Below are 16,005 nucleotides of genomic sequence, written 5' to 3' on the forward strand. Positions count from 1 at the left end.
GGTTTCGATATCTCCAGAATTCCTCGCTGGGTGCGTCCCGAGGCGCACCGGGCGGGGGAGCGGCGCGTTGTCTGGAAGGCCGTTTCTCGCTTGGGGCGGAGGGGAGGGATGCGCAGCCTTGTCCCCGGGGACGTTGCCAGGCCGAGGACCCCGAGGAGACCTTCATGCTCACGCCCTTGCAGGACAGAGGCTTCTTCGCCGGCTACCGGGACGAGGAGACGCCGCTTGGCTCCTATGCGCTCCTGATGGGGGCGTATGGCACCGCGCTGGGGGGATTTCTCGGCTGGCGCCATGGGAGGGCGTTGCCGGTGCGGCTGACGCTGCGCGATGCGTTGCTGCTGGGCGTGGCCACCCACAAGCTCGCACGCATCCTGGCGCGGGACTTCGTGACGAGTCCCCTGCGGGCGCCCTTCGTCCGTTACGAGGGAAAGCGTCCGGCCGCCGAGGTGAGCGAGTCTCCGCGGGGCCACGGCCTGCGCCGGGCAGTGGGAGACCTGGTGTCCTGTACCTTCTGCCTGGGGCCGTGGGTAGCGGGGGCACTCGTCTGCGCGCACGCGGTGCGCCCGCGCGAGACGCGGCTCGTCGCGTCCATCTTCGCCCTCACGGCCGTTTCCGACTTCCTCCACCGGGCCTACGAGTGGGTGGGCGAGGGGCTGAAGCGCACCCGCCGGAGCGCCCGGGCGATGGAGGTGTCCGAGGGGCCCGTGACACCTGTTTCGTCCCAGGACTCCCGCGAGTCCTGGGTGACGGTGCCCTGAGGCGGGTTCATTCCCGGGGCTCTTCGTCCTTGCGCGCGGGAGCCTCGTCGCTGGGAGAGAGCCGCGCCACCTGTTGCTGGCTCTCGGACCAGGAGTCATCCGCGTCGTGGGCATGCACCTCGGCGGCGGCTTCATCGTCCTGCTTGCTCGCCCAGGTGGTGTGGCCACCGGCATAGCCCTCGAGCGGACGCGGGCCGCGGTTGGACTCCACCTCCAGGTCCTTCGCCTCCAGCTCGCGCAACCGCTTGCGCTCCTGCTCCCGCTCGCGCTGGTGCATCTTGTCCAAGGGATCGTTCGCCATTGGAATCTCCTTTGCCCGAAGGTGCGAACGGTGCTCGCCGGTTTCAGCGGGCCAGGGCGGGAGACATGGGCCTCGTGTGTCCGGCCGCCGGGCGGGGAGACAGGAGCCTTGCGAGGGTGACGCTTCCCCCGGAAGCTGCGCGCCATGAAGACGGTCCACTGCGCGTGTGTGGTGTTGTTGCTGTGGGGAGCGGTGCTCGCGGGATGCGGTGCCGCGCGGGTCAACGTGCCTCCGCCCACCGGGGACGAGGTGACGATCCTGGTCCCCGGCTACCGGGGCAGCTTCCTCGTGACGGAGGGCCCCGAGCCCGAGCGGGCATGGCTCACGGTGGGGCAGGCGCTCTCGCGGGGAGAGCGCACGCTCGCGCTGCCGTTTCCCGGTCAGCGGCTGGTGCCGGGTTATGGGCCGCTGCGGCCGGACGGTCCGATGACGCGGCTATCGGCGTTCTTCGTGTCGGTGGATGCGTACCGCTCGTTCATGGAGTTCGGGAAGGAGCACCTGCCGGGCTTCGTGCCGTTCTCGTACGACTGGAGGAAGGACATCCGGGAGAGCGCGGGGGCGCTGTGCGAGCGCATCGAGCAACTGGTGGCGGAAGGGGGAGGGAAGCGGAAGGTGAACATCGTGGCGCACAGCATGGGGGGGCTGGTGACGATGCACTGCCTGCTGCACGGTGGCGCGCGAGCGGGTGAGCGGCCGTGGGTGGGGGCCGGGCACGTGAAGCGGGTGGTCATCATCGGCACGCCATTCACGGGAGGCCCGGGGCTATTCGATGACCTGCAGGTGGGCACGGAGACGCTGCGCAACCGGGCCCTGCTGGCGCCCGAGGCGCTGTTCACCTTCGCGTCCGCCTTTCAATTGCTGTCCACGCGCAGCGACTTCTTCGTGGATGCGGAGGGCAGGCCCGTCGAGCTGGATGCCTTTGATGCAGCCGTCTGGTTGAAGCAGGGCTGGGGGCCGTTCGCGGACGCGACGCTGCGGGAGGACGAGGCGTACCGGGCGCAGCTGGTGCGGATGTTGGAGGCACACCGGGAGCTGCACGAGGCACTCGGGCCGAGGCCGGGGCTGCCGACGGCTCCATTCGAGACGCTGGTGGTGGTGGGGACGGGGAGGCCGACGGTGAGCGGGATGAGGATGGTGGATGGGAAGCTGGACGTGAAGAACCCGCCGCGAGCGGATGGAGATGGCTCGGTGTTGTCGGCGCGGGCGGCGCCGGTGTTGCCCCTGGTGTACCAGCGCGTGGACAGCCCGGCGGAGCACGTGGCGCTCATGTCCGACCGCGAGGTGCTCCACGCGGTGGAGCGCTTCCTGCGTGGAGAGACGGTGGGAACGGTCCACCAGCCGTGAAGTGACTGTCAGGAGCGGTGGCGCTCGGCGACGCGGTAGAGCTGGGTGAGGGAGGAGTCGAGGAGGGACTGGCGCGAGCGCATGTAGCGCCAGGCGCGGACGAAGGGAAGCCAGACGCGGCTGCCCACGCGGACCTGGGACTCCTCGAGCTTCTGGCGAGGAATCCACTGGCCGCCCAGGTGGCGCACGAGCACCTGGCCCAGGTAGGCGCCGATGGCGGGCACTGCGTGCTCGTCGATGTGGTGGCGCTCGAAGACGGTGGGGAAGTCCTGGTGCCAGAACTGGTAGTCGACCTCGGTGAGGGACTGGGGAGTCTCGTCGAAGACGGAGGGCACCTGGGAGTGAAGCAGCGCGACGAGGTGCTCGGCGAGGTCGCCGTAATGCCCGAGAGCCCGCTGGGGGTCCGTCACGTCGGAGGGCAGGGCGTCGGAGGCGGGGAGCCACTCGTCGGGCTCGGGGGGTTGGTAGTGGTTGAGCTCTGCGATGCGGCGCTGGCGCTCGTGGATGGCGCAGTCATCCACCACGCGTGAGAGGAGCGGGGCGACGTCCGGGTGGAAGCGGGGCTCGACGGGAGCGAGCGCGGCGCTGCGTTCGCGCAGGGTGCGCAGCAGGGTGGAGAAGTCGAGGTCTGGCCGGAGGTGGGCGTGGGCGCGGGCCTGGGCGATGCGGGCCTCGTCACTGGCGAAGTCGGCGGCGGTGGGCCAGGTAACGAGGAGGACGGAGCCGTTGGGTAACTCCTCCACCCGGTGAGCTGGCGTGGACAGCATGCGCTCGCGGCCGACGGATTCCACCAGCCTGGGGCCGAAGACGTTGAGCCAGAACACCTCGTAGATTTTGTCGAACCCGTCTCGAATGGAGGTCTCCATGTCGCGGCCGAAGAGGGGCGAGTCCGCCAGCCCCCTGTCAGCCAGGCTGTGGGCTGAGGCATGGGAGACCGGGTAGCGAGAGGCCCAGGTACGCACCATTTCCACGAGCTTGAGGCAGCGCTCCGCCTCCGCGAAGAAGGAGAGGGGCTGTACCTTGAGCGAGAGGCGTAATTGAGGAGGGAGTGGCGGGAAACGGAGGTCGAGCATCATGTACAACGCGGGCCACGTCGTACGACCGAACACGATGTCGGTGTTCTTCTCGTCGCGCTTCTCCTCAAGGGATTTCCAGATGGAGGCGCGGGAGTATTTGCGTTGCCGCTGGCCCTCAACGACATCCGGCATCCACTCGCCTGCGTTTTCCTCGAGTGCTTGTAGCAATGGCTCCAACTCGTGCTCGAGTTCTGCCTGCTGGTCGAGGGAGCCTTCGAAATCGAGCCGGAGGCGATCCTCCTCCTTCAAGTCCGAGAACTTCAGACGCTTCATTGGAACAGCACCTCCACTGCCGGAGCAGCGTCCTTGGCGGCGCTCACGGCTGCCTGCAAGTCGGCTACATCCTTGGGCTTGAGTGCACCGCCTTCGTAGATGAGGCGGACCTTTTGGACCGACACGTTGCTACCCTCGTGCACAAGGTGTTGAAGGGAAGGCCGACGGATGTTCAGCGCCCCTCCGTAGTACCGCAGGGCTTCGCTCGCGTCCGCCTTCATCTGTGTCTTCATGGCTCCTTCCTCTAGCAGGGAGAAGTCGCGGCTCTTGAAGCTGAACGTCTCCACGCGCGGCGGGGTGCCAGCGAGCGCACCTTCTTCGATGACGAGCACATCGGCGAAGCGCAGGCCGCTCTCGGCTGTCCTCACACCCACATAGGTTTCGATGCGGGGTTGGAGGAAGTTCCCCAGGAAGCGGCGCTCTGCCCGAGGCCGCTGTGCGTCGATGCGCAGCATTTCCACCATGATGCGCTCGAAAGCCAGCCCCCGGGCGAACCATCCCCGCATCCGTTCATAGCTGGCCCAGGCCAGGGGCGGTTTCGCTGCCGTCCCTTGTCTCATCTCCCCGAGACGCTTCTCGTAGTAGGTGACGTACTCACTCCAGCGCGGGTTGCTCTGTGCTCCGGGCGGCGGGGCATCGAGGACAGGGCGCTGCTTCTCCAGCAACCCGACGTTTCCGGGGAGGCGTGGGCTCGACGATTCGAGCTCCACCCGCAGCCACTTGGCTTCCACCACTTCTGGGGTGAGACCCGCCTGCTCGTCCACCAGTGAGGACAGGCTGGTCTGGTGCCTGGGGGCAGGGGTTGTCTTCGGGGTGGAACGTACTGTGTCGTCCGCCAGGGAAGTCACTTCCCCGGGACCCTTGCCCGCACCACCCCTCGCCGCGGTGGGAGCCGCGCGCTCGGGTCTGCGTTGGGACAACCAGGCTTGTGCCCTGGCGGCATTCCCCCGCGCCTCGCGCAGGGCCAGGGCGGCGTCCACGCCTCCCACTGCCACGAGTTGACCCGCCTCGCGGCTGGAGCGGATGTCCCTGGCCAATTCCCGCAGGCCGTCCACGCCCAGTTTCTCTTCCAACTGCCGCGCCATCTCCTGGAGCGCGCGCATGCGCTGCTCGGGCGGCGGGAGTCCTCGCGGAAGTCCCGAGCCACCGCGAGCCTGGGACAGGGCACTCAGGCCCTTGCCTCCCGCATACAGGGCCACCAGCAGCGTCGCGGGTGCCAGCTCCCGTGTGGCCTGCTCGTACTGGCCCTGGGAGAGTGTGTAGGCGCCGTGGCCCGTGCCGGCCACCAGGTGGAAGAAGCCCAGCGGCACGCCGAAGGTCAGCGAGTCGAAGATGCCCACCACCATGTGGCCCGGGGCGAAGTGTCGCTGTGCCAGGGCCTGCTTCACTTCGTCGAAGGCCCGCTGGTAGGGCGGCGGTAGCTGCCCCCTCATCGCGTGCAGCGCTGTGTACCTGGCGCCGTCACTGATCTGGCTACTGGAGAGTGCGTCCCGGGCAGCGCGGCCGAGGCCCCGTAGGATGTCGCTGGCCTGTTCGGCCCGGTCCGGGAAGTGGGGGAGCGGCAGGCCCCGGGCCTCCAACTCCTCGCGCACCGCGGGCATGAGGCCCAGCGTCTGTCCCAACTGCTTGTCCTCGGCCAACAGCCGCAGCATCTCCCTCACTTCGTCGTCGTGGGCCGAATGCAGGACGAACAGGGCGAACACCTCGGCGTACGCGAGGCCGTGCAGCTCGGTGGTGGTGAGGAGGAAGGCGACGCGTTTGCGCTGCAGGAGGGGCACGGCATCATCTCGCACGGGCCCCAAGGCGCCGAGCCTGACAGCGCCCCAATCCTCCAACGCCTCCACCAGTCGGGGCATGTCCACCCGTTGCTGTAGCTGGAGGAATTCCGCGGGGGAGCACCCCCACAAGGGCGCCAGCAACTCCTCGTCGCTGGAGGACAGGTCGGGCCAGCCCGGTGGAAAGGCCACGCCCGCGCAAGAGAGCGGGGCCGGTGCGAAGTCTTCCCAGGAGGTTTTCTCCCATGGAGCGTCGTCTCCGCTGTGCCGGGGGAAGCCGCCCGCGCCACCCGCGGCCTCGGCCAGTACCGGAGTGGTGGCGGGCCGCCGGGAAGCGGAGCGGGAGTGGAGGCCGAAGCCGCCCGTCAGACTCCCTCGCGGGTGGCCCGTGCCGCAGCCAGCGAGCAACGCCAACATGGCCAGCGTCAGGACAACCAGGGGCGCATTGAGGCCTGGCCGCACGTCTGCCGGGTAAGGGCCAACACGATGGGTGGACATGCCGCGCCTCACTGCCCCGCCATGGGGCTCCCCAACAGGTGCGGTCATGGATGACCGGAGTGCCGGGGTGTCTAGCATGAGAGAAGGCTCCCAAGCCGGAGCTTCGCGGTGAGTGCAGCCCGGGTGTCGCGGCGGTGAGATCCGGGAGCGGGCCCGGGCTGGTCTGGCAGCCTGTCTTCGAAGTGCGGGACACTGGCCGCCATGTGCAAGGGCTGGAGGAGCCGGACATGAAGCCGAGAGTCACGCGCGTCCTCTGCGTGTGGATGCTGGTGGCGCTGGTACTCCAGGCGGGGCCGGCGGGAGCCGAAGCGGGGCCGCCGGTACTGGAGCCGGTGGGAGTGAGTGGGTACCAAGGGGAGGCGGGACAGGGGCTGCGGCTGACCTTCAAGAGGTTGGCGCCCAATCCGGAGCTGGCGCGGTGGAGGGTGGAAGAGGCGAGGAAGGTGGTGGAGGCGCTGGAGGGAGAATTCAAGGAGGCCAGGGTAGGGCCTGGCCTGAGGCTGCTGTCGGAGGCGCACACGCGGACGATGGCGGGCCTAAGCCCCTGGACATAGATATTGTCCACCCCCGGGATGAGACCGCGAGGGGTAGACGAGAAGATGCGCGCTCAGCTGCGAAAGCTGAGCCGCGCACCTGATGCAGGCTGGTGGGTGCGTGAGCGGGTCGACATGGTGCTGCTGGCCGCCAAGGGCTGGAGCGCGCCGCTCATCGCCCAGCACCTGGGATGTAGCGACAAGACCGTGCGGCGTGTGCTGCGCGCTTTTGAGGCCAAAGGGGTAGAGGCCCTGGAGCGGCAAGTCAGAGGGCCGCCACCTGACCTGGCCCAACGCCAACATGTCCACGCCGCTCTCGCCGCCCTCTTGGCTCAGCCACGCACGTGGACGTCGGGTCAGCTGGCGCTCGCCTTGCGCGAGCATGGCGTGCGGCTGGGAGCCCGGCAGGTGCGGCGCTATCTGGCGGACCTGGGGGCGAGCTGGCAGCGCACGAAAATGACGTTGGCCCACAAACAGCGGACGGACGAGGTGGCACGTGCCCGCCGTCATCTCTCCAGGCTAAAAAAACGCCCGAGCAGGGAGGGTAGACCTCTACTACCTGGATGAATGCGGCTTCTCGCCGACACAGCCCACGGGTTACAGCTGGGCGGCGCTCGGCCAGCGTAAGCTCGTCCCGTACGAAAACCCCCAGGGGCGGAGAGTCAACGCGCTGGTGGCTTACAGGCCGCTGGGCTCCAGGCCCACGCTGCGCTACCTCGTGCACCCACGCACGCTGACCAGTCGCGACGTGTTGCACCTGCTCGAGCGGCTCGCTTCGCCCCCGCGCTCCTGCGTGGTGGTGCTGGACAACGCGGGCATTCACGTCAGCAGGCAGGTGCGCGAGCAGTTGCCGCGCCTGGCTCGACGGGGACTGACGCTCTACTACCTGCCGGCGTATGCGCCTGAGCTCAACGAGGTCGAGGCGGTGTTTCAAGTCCTCAAGCAGTACGAGATGCCCGAGCGCAGCTACCACACCCTGGCGCAGCTGCTCGCCGCCATCCGGCGGGCGCTGGCCAGCTACAGCCAGCGCCTCCACCGACGTGGACAGAAACCGTGTCCAGGGGCTTAGCTGTCTTCCCTCGCCCGCTCGACGCCGGTGTGGGCGTCGAGCGGAACCTCCAGCCGCGGCGGCTACTTCTTGCAGGGCAGGTACAGGCCGAGCTGGGCATCCACCTGCACGTAGATGCGCAGGAAGTTCGGGTGGGGGTAGATGCCCGTCACCTCGGAGCGGAGCACCTGGCCGCGCACGCAGCCGAGGTCCTCCGAGAAGCTCATCTCGGTGGACATCTTGTCCTTCACCGCGGCGAGCCGCTCGGAGATGTCCACGCGCAGCGCCTGCCGGGCCTGGTCGCGGATGGACTTGTAGTCCAGGGCGAACTTGAGCTTGAGCAGCTCGCTGGCCGTGCCCGGGGTGATCTCCAGGTCGGGCACGGAGATCTGGTTATCGATCACGTGCGGATGGCCGGCGAAGAAGAGCTCCCCCTGCATCGGCACGGAGTAGCTGCCCACGCTGGCCTTGCCCCCGAGGTTCATCTTGATGACCACCGTGTCATCCGAGGGGTAGACCTGGGGGTTCTCCATGTACAGCTCCGGGTGCGACTCGGAGAAGTGGAGCCGGCCCTTCATGGAGGCCTCGAGCGCCTTGGAGAGCTCCTCGTAGCGGGCGGCCACGGGGATGACGACCTTGAAGGGGCCGGAGGGCAGGGTGGAGACGTTCTGCAGCATGGGCATGGCCACCTGCGTGGCCGGAGGCGGAGGCGTGCCGGCGTCCGTGCTGGTGCCGCCATCGCTGGGGACGGCGGTGGTGTACATCGCCGTCTGCGTGCCCGCGTCCGGGCCCGGCGTGCCGCCATCCGCGCCCGGGGTGTAGCTGGCGAACTGGGTGGTGCTGCCCGGAGCCGGCGTGGGGCCGGCCGCCTGGAGTCCCGCGTCGGTGCCCGGGGTGCCGCCGTCGGTGCTCGTGGACTGGACGAGGCTGGCCACCGGCGTGCAGGGCAGCGTCACCGAGGGCATCACGATGACGCCGAGGTCCTTCTCGAAGCCATCGGCGAGCATGGTGGGGGCGGCTTCCAGGCTCGTCACCTTCAGCTCGGCGCAGGCGTACTGGTCTCCTCCCACGGGAATCTCGATGGGGCGGGCGAGCCGGGCGAAGGCACTGGCGAGCAGCGGGCGCACGTCGAAGCGGAACTCGTCGAGCGTCTTGCCGATGAGCTCCTTGAGCTTGCCCTCGACGGTGCGGTTGACGGCGTCCACCGGGCCGGAGGCCACCACCTGCACCTCGGTGGACTGCAGCAGCGCCTTGAAGTCCGCCGTCATGACGGGCTCGCCGGCGATGGTGACGGTGATGGGCATCTCCCGATCGCCGAGCATGTTGAAGCGGCCATGGACGGGAACGCCCACCACCACCCGGCCGCGGTCGAACTTGATGGTCAGCGGCTCGCGCTGCCAGGTGTAGTGCAGCGTCTGGCCGGCGAAGAGCTGGGCATTACCCTCACCCGAGCGTGGCAGGCTCTCGGCCATCTTCTTGAGGAGCGCCTCGCGGAAGATGGTGGCGTGGATGACGATGCGCGAGGGCGGCGGATCCGACACCGGGCGTCCACCGTTGGCGGTGGGCGGAGGCGGCTGCAGGGTCTGCGACTCGATGCGCGGGCCGGCGCAGGACACGAGGGCCAGCGACGCGAGGAGCGCGGGGAACGGACGGAAGCGCGACTGAGGCATGGCGAGGGAAATACACCGCGAGTGTGGGCGTGGAGCATAGCCCATTCGCCCGGGGAACTTCAGCCCGCCGGGCGGGGGAGGCCCGGGCGGCCATGAGATGGACGGGAAGAAGCGAGCAGGCATGCTCGTTGGAGCAGGGATTTTCCGTATTCACCCCAGTCTGGAGGCATCTCCTTCATGCGTAAGTTCCTCTTCGCCAGCGCGGGCGTGGCCGCGCTCGTGTCCGCCGGGTGCGCGACGACCAGCCAGGAGGTCCGCGAGGCGGCTCCCTCCGCTCCGGCCGCCCAGGGCGCCCCGGCGGCCCAGAGCGCCCCGGCCCAGCCCGCCCCGGTCCAAAACCCGCTGCTGGTCAAATGGACCGGTCCGTACGGCGGGGTCCCTCCGTTCGACAAGGTCCGGGTCGAGCAGTTCAAGCCCGCGCTCGAGGCCGCCATGGAGGAGTTCCGCCAGGAGATCGCCGCCATCGTCAACGACCCGGCCGCGCCCACCTTCGAGAACACCATCGCCGCGATGGAGTCCGTCGGGAAGACCCTCGATGACGTGGAGACGCTCTATGGCATCTGGGGCTCGACCATGAGCGGGCCGGAGCATCAGGCCATCCAGCGCGAGATGGCGCCCAGGCTGGCCGCCTTCGGCGATGAGATCACCCAGAACGAGAAGCTCTTCCAGCGCATCGAGGCCGTCTACCAGTCGCCCGACAAGGCGAAGCTGACGCCCGAGCAGCAGCGCCTGACGTGGCTGCGCTACACCAACTTCGTCCGCGCGGGCGCGAAGCTCGACGCCGAGGCGAAGAAGCGCCTGGCCAGCATCAACCAGCGCCTCGCCTCGCTCTACACCAACTTCAGCCAGAACGTGCTGGCGGACGAGGAGAACTACGTCGTCGTCCTCGAGTCGGAAGCGGACCTCGCCGGCCTGCCCGACTCGGTGCGCGCCGGTGCGGCCGCCGCGGCCGAGGCGCGCGGCATGAAGGGCAAGTGGGCCATCACCAACACGCGCTCCTCCATGGAGCCGTTCCTGACGTACTCGGCCCGGCGTGACCTGCGCGAGAAGGTCTGGCGCAACTACGTCAACCGCGGGGACAACGGCGACGCCCGCGACAACAACCAGATCATCTCCGAGGTCCTCCAACTGCGCGCCGAGCGCGCGAAGCTGCTGGGCTACGCGACGCACGCCCACTGGCGGCTCGAGAACGCCATGGCGAAGACGCCCGAGCGCGCCATGCAGCTCATGGAGGCGGTGTGGACGCCCGCCGTCGCCCGCGCCCGCGAGGAGGTCGCCGACATGCAGGCGATCGCCAACAAGGAAGGCGCGAAGCTGAAGATCGAGCCCTGGGACTACCGCTACTACGCGGAGAAGGTCCGCAAGGCGAAGTACGACCTGGACCAGAACGAGGTGAAGCCGTACCTGCAGCTGGAGAAGCTGCGCGAGGGCATGTTCTGGGTGGCGGGTGAGCTGTTCGGCTTCTCGTTCACGCCGGTGACCGACGTGCCCGTGTACCACCCGGACGTCCGCGTCTGGGAGGTGAAGGACAAGGCGAGCGGCAAGCACGTGGGCCTGTGGTACTTCGACCCGTACGCGCGGCAGGGCAAGCGCTCCGGCGCGTGGATGAACGCCTACCGGAGCCAGGAGCGGTACAAGGACGAGGTCACCACCATCGTCTCCAACAACTCCAACTTCGTGAAGGGCGCGCCGGGCGAGCCCGTGCTCATCAGCTGGACTGACGCGGAGACGCTGTTCCACGAGTTCGGCCACGCCCTGCACGGCCTGAACTCCAACGTGACGTACCCCACGCTCTCGGGCACGGCGGTGGCCCGCGACTACGTGGAGTTCCCCTCGCAGCTGCTGGAGCACTGGCTCTCCACGCCCGAGGTGCTGAACACGTACGCGTTGCACTACCAGACGGGCAAGCCCATCCCCGCGGCGCTGGTGGCGAAGATCGAGAAGGCCTCCAACTTCAACCAGGGCTTCGACACGGTGGAGTACCTGTCGAGCGCGCTGGTGGACATGAAGCTGCACCTGGCGGGCAGCCAGAAGATCGATGCGGACGCGTTCGAGCGCGACACGCTGACGGCGCTCGGCATGCCGAAGGAGATCGTCATGCGGCACCGCACGCCGCAGTTCGGCCACGTGTTCGCGAGTGATGGGTACTCGGCGGGCTACTACAGCTACCTGTGGTCGGACACGCTCACGGCGGATGCCTTTGAGGCCTTCACCGAGGGCAAGGGCGCTTACGACAAGACGGTGGCCGATCGTCTGCGCAAGAACGTCTTCTCCGTGGGCAACACGGTGGACCCGGCCGATGCCTACCGGAGCTTCCGCGGCAAGGATGCCGGCACCGACGCGCTGATGCGCAAGCGCGGCTTCCCGGTGAAGGGCGCGGCCCAGAAGAAGCCGGCGAAGTGAGCTGAGCCGGGCTGTTGTCATCCGGGGCCGGAAACCGCTGAGCGCTCAGGGGTTTCCGGCCTCGTTACGTTCGGGTTACCCACGGCGGCCCCGCCTCTTCGTACCTTGCCTGTCATCGGGTCGAGAGGAGACACATGGGTCGCTACGGGGTGTGGATGCTGATGGCCGTGTTGCTGAGTGGGTGGGCGGCGCACGGCGAGGAGCGGAAGGACGAGGGAAGCTCGGGGGCGCTCCGCCTGGAAACCGAGCGCGCGGTCATCTTCAAGGACGGGTACGCGCTGTTGGTGAAACGCGCGGAGGCCGTCGCGGATGCGCGGGGGACCGTCTTCACGGAAGAAGTCCCCGAGAACGCCGTGCTGGGAACGTTCTGGGCCTGGAGCGAGCGCGGGCCCGCCATGCGCGCCATGCGCGCCGAGTGGGTGGAGCAGGAGGTGGACAAGGAGGAGCGCGGTGTGTGCTCGGAGCCGGCGGCGATCCTCGTCGCGAACCCGGGCAAGCGCGTCACCGTCGAGCTCGAAGGTGCCTCGCTGACGGGGACCGTCCTCCCCGTTCCGGCGGCGGCACTGCCCGTCGAGCAGCCTCGCTTCGTGGCCTCCAGGTATGAGCCTTCCGCCATGTCCGCCGTTGTCCCCTCCACCCAGATCGTCGCCCTATCGGTGCCCGAGCGGGGCACGGTGGTGCTCTCGGGCCGGGACATCCGCCGCGTGGAGGGTCCGAAGCTCTCGCTCGAGTGCAAGCGGATGGTGCACGTCACCGAGCGGCGCAAGCGCCTCTCCCTCGACTTCGGCGCGGAGGCCGCTGGCAAGAACCTGTCGGTGCGGATCGTCTACTTCACGCCGGGGCTCCGGTGGATTCCCACGTACCGGCTCGACCTGAAGGACGGAGGCAAGGGGTCGCTCGCGCTCCAGGCCGAGCTGGTGAACGAGCTCGAGGACCTTCGCGGCACCCACCTGGATCTCGTCGTCGGGGTGCCGAACTTCCGGTTCCGCGATGTCTCGTCTCCGCTGAGCCTCGAGGGCGTGGTGCGCCAGACGCTGTCCCACGCGGCGCCCTCGCTCATGAACTCCCTCAACCTGGCGAACAACGCCACGTTCTCCCAGAACGCGGGCCAGTGGGATGGCGGTGCGTCCCAGGCCCAGGGCGTGGCGCAGAGCATTCCCGAGTTCGGTGGGCGCGGCGAGTCCCCCGACTTCTTCATCCATTCCGTGCCGGCGATGGTGCTGCCGAAGGGGGCGCGTGCCGTCGTGCCCCTGTGGAAGGAGGAGGTGCCCGTGCGCGACCTCTACACGCTCGACGTGCAGGTCCGGCGCGACCCGAACTCGGACACGGTCCGGTATGGGGGCTCGGCCTCGTCGGGGCAGGTGTCGCCCCTGAAGCTCGCGCGGGGCGAGGTGTGGCACCAGCTCGAGCTGAAGAACGAGACGAAGTACCCGCTGACCACGGGGCCGGTGCTCGTGATGCGGGGGCAGGTGCCGCAGGCGCAGGAACTGCTGACGTACACTCCCCGGGGCGGGAGCACCCTGGTTCCGCTGACCATCGCCACGGATGTGCGCTCGCTGCACGAGGAGACCGAGCTGGAGCGGAAGCAGAACGCGCTCACGCACAACCGTGTCCAGTATGCCAGCATTCACAAGAAGGGGACGCTCGCGCTGGCGAACCCGCGAGGCGTGCGCACGCCGCTGCGCATCCGCCTGTCCACGGGCGGCAAGGTGGAGCAGGTGTCGGACGGAGGCCGCGTGAAGCTGGATGACTCCCGCACCGAGGACTGGGGGAGCACCGAGTTGGCCGCCGTGAACACCCACAGTGACGTCGAGTGGACGCTGACCCTGGAGCCGGGCGAGCGCCGTACACTCACCTACGAAGTCGGCTTCTGGCGCTGATTCGGAGAGGATGGAGGCCGCATGCCCGCGCGACGTGTTCTCGTGGTGGAAGATGATGCGGCCATCCGCCGGGGCGTGGTGGACGCGCTCCGGTTCCAGGGCTACGTGCCGCTGGAGGCCGCGACGTTCAAGGACGCGCTCGCGAGCGCCACGCGGGACAGCTTCGAGCTGCTGTTGCTCGACCTGGTCCTCCCCGGGGGTGATGGTCTGGACGTGCTCGCCGAGGCACGGAAGGCCCGGCCGGCGCTCCCGGTCATCATCCTCACCGCGCGGGGTCAGGAGGACGACCGCGTCAAGGGGCTGCGGCTGGGCGCGGACGACTACGTGGTGAAGCCGTTCAGCGTGAAGGAGCTGCTCGCGCGCGTGGAGGCGGTGCTGCGGCGCAGCGCCGAGCGGCCGTTGGACGTGGAGGAGCTCCGCTTCGAGGGGGGCGTGGTGGACCTGCGCAAGTGCGAGCTGCGCTTCGAGGACGGCGCGGTGGAGCCGTTGTCCGAGCGGGAGCTGGAGCTGCTGCGTTACCTGGGGCTCAACCGGGAGCGGGTCGTCTCCCGGGACGAGCTGCTCCAGCGGGTGTGGCGGTTGCCGGCGAGCCTGGCGCGCACGCGGACGGTGGACATGCACGTGGCGCGGTTGCGCGACAAGCTGCGCGATGACGCGGAGTCGCCGCGCATCCTCCTGACGGTGCGGGGGAAGGGATACCGCTTCGCGGGTGGGGGGCCGGCTTGAAGCGGACACTGCCCATCTGGCTGGCGCTGGCCGCGTGTGTCGCGCTCGCGTGTGGTGCCCTGGCGTGGTTGAGCCTCACCACCGTGCGGCTCGAGCGGGCCGAGGCGAAGTCGCGGGCGGATGCACTCGTGGAGGAGCGCGTCCGGCTGGCCCTGTGGCGCATGGATGGCCGTATGGCGAGGCTCATCGCCCAGGAGAGCACGCGGGCCGTGGATGCCTGGGCGCCGTTCTACGTTCCGCTGCGCGCGTTCGACCTGGAAGGGGCGACGCGTGAGCCCTCGACGACGCGGATTGCCTCGACGCTGCTGTTCGGGACGCCCGAGGGGGTGCTGCTGCACTTCTCGTTCACGGGCGCTGGCCCGTTGGGGTCTCCGCAGGTGCCCGGACAAGCGCAGGAGAAGCTCACCCGGGCCACGAGGGTCGATCCCATGCAGGTGCAGGAGTACGGCTTTCTCCTGTCCGAGCTGGGGAAGAAGCTGGACCGCCGGATGTTGCGTTCGATCGAGCCGGGGGCGCCCTTCGACGAGGCCCTCATCGCACCTCCTCGTGGAGCCATCGAGTTCGAGCGCCGCATGTCGCAGGCCACGATGAACGCCGCGTTCTCCGAGGCCCAGGGAGATCTTCCCCGCACGACGCTGGGTGCTCATGACCGTGGGGTGACGGTCTCTCCCATGGTGCCCGTGTGGATGGAAGACGAGCTCCTGCTGGTGCGCCGGGTGCTGCGCGCCCAGGGCGAGATGGAGATACAGGGCGCCTGGCTGGACTGGCCTCGAATCCAGACCGTCCTGCTGGAGGAGGTGAAGGACCTGCTGCCTGGAGCCTCGCTCGTCCGCGTGGAGTCGGGGACGGGGGACCTGCTCGAGCGCCGGCTGGCGTCGCTTCCGGTCCGGCTCGTTCCCGGGCCCGTCCAGGTCGAGGTGGGGCGGGGTGCTCCGGTGGCGTGGAGCCTGGGCGTGGCCTGGGGGGCAGTGCTGCTCGCGCTCGTGGCGGTGGGCTTCCTGCTGTTCGGCGCGCTGTCGTTGAGCGAGCGCCGCGCCGCCTTCGTGTCCGCCGTCACGCACGAGCTGCGCACACCGCTCACGACGTTCCGGATGTACGCGGAGATGCTGGCCGAGGGCATGGTGACGGACGAGGCGCAGCGCCGGAGCTACTACGAGACGCTGCACCGCGAATCCAACCGGCTCGCGCACCTCGTGGAGAACGTGCTCGCGTACGCGCGGCTGGAGCGCAAGCGCGCGCCTCGGGATGCGGAGCCGGTGGAGCTCGGCTCGTTCCTGAGCGACAGTCTGCACCGCTCCGAGGAGCGGGCCGGGGAAGCGGGGATGCGGCTCGTCCTGGAGCTCGAGGAGACGCTCGAGGCCGTGCCCGTGCTCGTGGAGCCCTCCGCGGCGGAACAGGTGCTCTTCAACCTCGTCGACAACGCCTGCAAGTACGCACGGGGCGCGGAGGATTCGCGCATCCACGTCCGCGCCGAGCGGCGGGGCTCGCGGGTGGCGATCCTCGTGGCCGACCACGGCCCGGGTGTCTCGCGTACCGACGCGCGCAACCTGTTCGAACCGTTCTCGAAGTCCTCCGAACGCGCGGCCGAGTCCGCTCCTGGGGTGGGACTGGGGCTCGCGCTGAGCCGCAGGCTCGCCCGGGCCATGGGTGGCGAGCTGCGGTTCGAGCAGGGCAGGGGCCCGGGCGCCGTGTTCGCGTTCCTGCTGCGCTCGGGGTGAGG

The 16,005-nt window shown here is 69.1% G+C and carries 13 protein-coding genes; 9 read left to right on the top strand and 4 right to left on the bottom strand.

What is annotated here, in order from left to right; translation table 11 throughout:
• Positions 1–164: 164 nt before the first annotated feature.
• On the top strand, positions 165–758 hold the full coding sequence (locus tag BO221_RS08965; RefSeq protein WP_073559964.1) for a DUF1360 domain-containing protein: 594 nt from the start codon (positions 165–167) through the stop codon (positions 756–758).
• Positions 759–765: 7 nt separating this feature from the next.
• On the opposite strand, the gene BO221_RS08970 is transcribed toward BO221_RS08965, so the two are convergent.
• The gene (locus BO221_RS08970) at positions 766–1,059 is read right to left on the bottom strand and encodes a hypothetical protein (protein ID WP_073559965.1); all 294 of its coding nucleotides are present in this window, start codon (positions 1,057–1,059) and stop codon (positions 766–768) included.
• 144 nt (positions 1,060–1,203) lie between these two features.
• Between BO221_RS08970 and BO221_RS08975 the strand changes: the two genes are divergently transcribed.
• Positions 1,204–2,403, top strand: coding sequence for a hypothetical protein (locus tag BO221_RS08975; protein ID WP_073559966.1), 1,200 nt, complete (start codon positions 1,204–1,206; stop codon positions 2,401–2,403).
• Positions 2,404–2,411: 8 nt separating this feature from the next.
• Here BO221_RS08975 and BO221_RS08980 read toward each other — a convergent pair whose 3' ends face one another.
• The gene (locus BO221_RS08980; RefSeq protein WP_073559967.1) at positions 2,412–3,752 is read right to left on the bottom strand and encodes a hypothetical protein; all 1,341 of its coding nucleotides are present in this window, start codon (positions 3,750–3,752) and stop codon (positions 2,412–2,414) included.
• On the bottom strand, positions 3,749–6,025 hold the full coding sequence (locus tag BO221_RS08985) for a hypothetical protein (protein WP_233165822.1): 2,277 nt from the start codon (positions 6,023–6,025) through the stop codon (positions 3,749–3,751). Before BO221_RS08985 ends, BO221_RS08980 begins: the two co-directional genes overlap by 4 nt.
• Positions 6,026–6,252: 227 nt before the next feature.
• On the opposite strand from BO221_RS08985, the gene BO221_RS08990 reads away from it, so the two are divergent.
• The 3 genes from BO221_RS08990 to BO221_RS53540 are packed head-to-tail and all read left to right on the top strand — an operon-like array spanning position 6,253 to position 7,627.
• Positions 6,253–6,579, top strand: a complete 327-nt coding sequence (locus BO221_RS08990; RefSeq protein WP_143195342.1) for a hypothetical protein — start codon at positions 6,253–6,255, stop codon at positions 6,577–6,579.
• Positions 6,580–6,624: 45 nt separating this feature from the next.
• Positions 6,625–7,125 carry a helix-turn-helix domain-containing protein gene (locus BO221_RS53535; RefSeq protein WP_158079782.1) on the top strand — a complete coding sequence of 167 codons (501 nt, stop codon included), beginning with the start codon at positions 6,625–6,627 and terminating at the stop codon, positions 7,123–7,125.
• Positions 7,118–7,627, top strand: coding sequence for a transposase (locus BO221_RS53540; RefSeq protein ID WP_083680704.1), 510 nt, complete (start codon positions 7,118–7,120; stop codon positions 7,625–7,627). Before BO221_RS53535 ends, BO221_RS53540 begins: the two co-directional genes overlap by 8 nt.
• 62 nt (positions 7,628–7,689) lie before the next feature.
• Here the strand turns inward: BO221_RS53540 and BO221_RS09005 are convergent, their stop codons facing one another.
• Positions 7,690–9,276, bottom strand: coding sequence for a DUF4403 family protein (locus BO221_RS09005; RefSeq protein ID WP_073559969.1), 1,587 nt, complete (start codon positions 9,274–9,276; stop codon positions 7,690–7,692).
• Between the two features lie 177 nt (positions 9,277–9,453).
• Between BO221_RS09005 and BO221_RS09010 the strand changes: the two genes are divergently transcribed.
• From BO221_RS09010 to BO221_RS09025, 4 genes are all read left to right on the top strand, one after another.
• Entirely contained in the window at positions 9,454–11,679 is a 2,226-nt protein-coding gene (locus tag BO221_RS09010) for a M3 family metallopeptidase (RefSeq protein ID WP_073559970.1), read from the top strand.
• 134 nt (positions 11,680–11,813) lie between these two features.
• Positions 11,814–13,559: a hypothetical protein gene (locus tag BO221_RS09015; RefSeq protein ID WP_073559971.1), complete on the top strand. Its 1,746-nt coding sequence runs from the start codon at positions 11,814–11,816 to the stop codon at positions 13,557–13,559.
• A 21-nt stretch (positions 13,560–13,580) separates the two neighbouring features.
• Positions 13,581–14,285, top strand: coding sequence for a response regulator transcription factor (locus BO221_RS09020; RefSeq protein ID WP_073559972.1), 705 nt, complete (start codon positions 13,581–13,583; stop codon positions 14,283–14,285).
• Positions 14,282–16,003: a sensor histidine kinase KdpD gene (locus BO221_RS09025; protein ID WP_073559973.1), complete on the top strand. Its 1,722-nt coding sequence runs from the start codon at positions 14,282–14,284 to the stop codon at positions 16,001–16,003. The genes BO221_RS09020 and BO221_RS09025 overlap by 4 nt, the downstream gene beginning before the upstream one ends.
• The last annotated feature ends 2 nt before the right edge of the window (positions 16,004–16,005 follow it).

It is taken from the genome of Archangium sp. Cb G35 (genome assembly GCF_001896145.1).
GTDB classification, from domain to species: Bacteria; Myxococcota; Myxococcia; order Myxococcales; family Myxococcaceae; genus Archangium; species Archangium violaceum.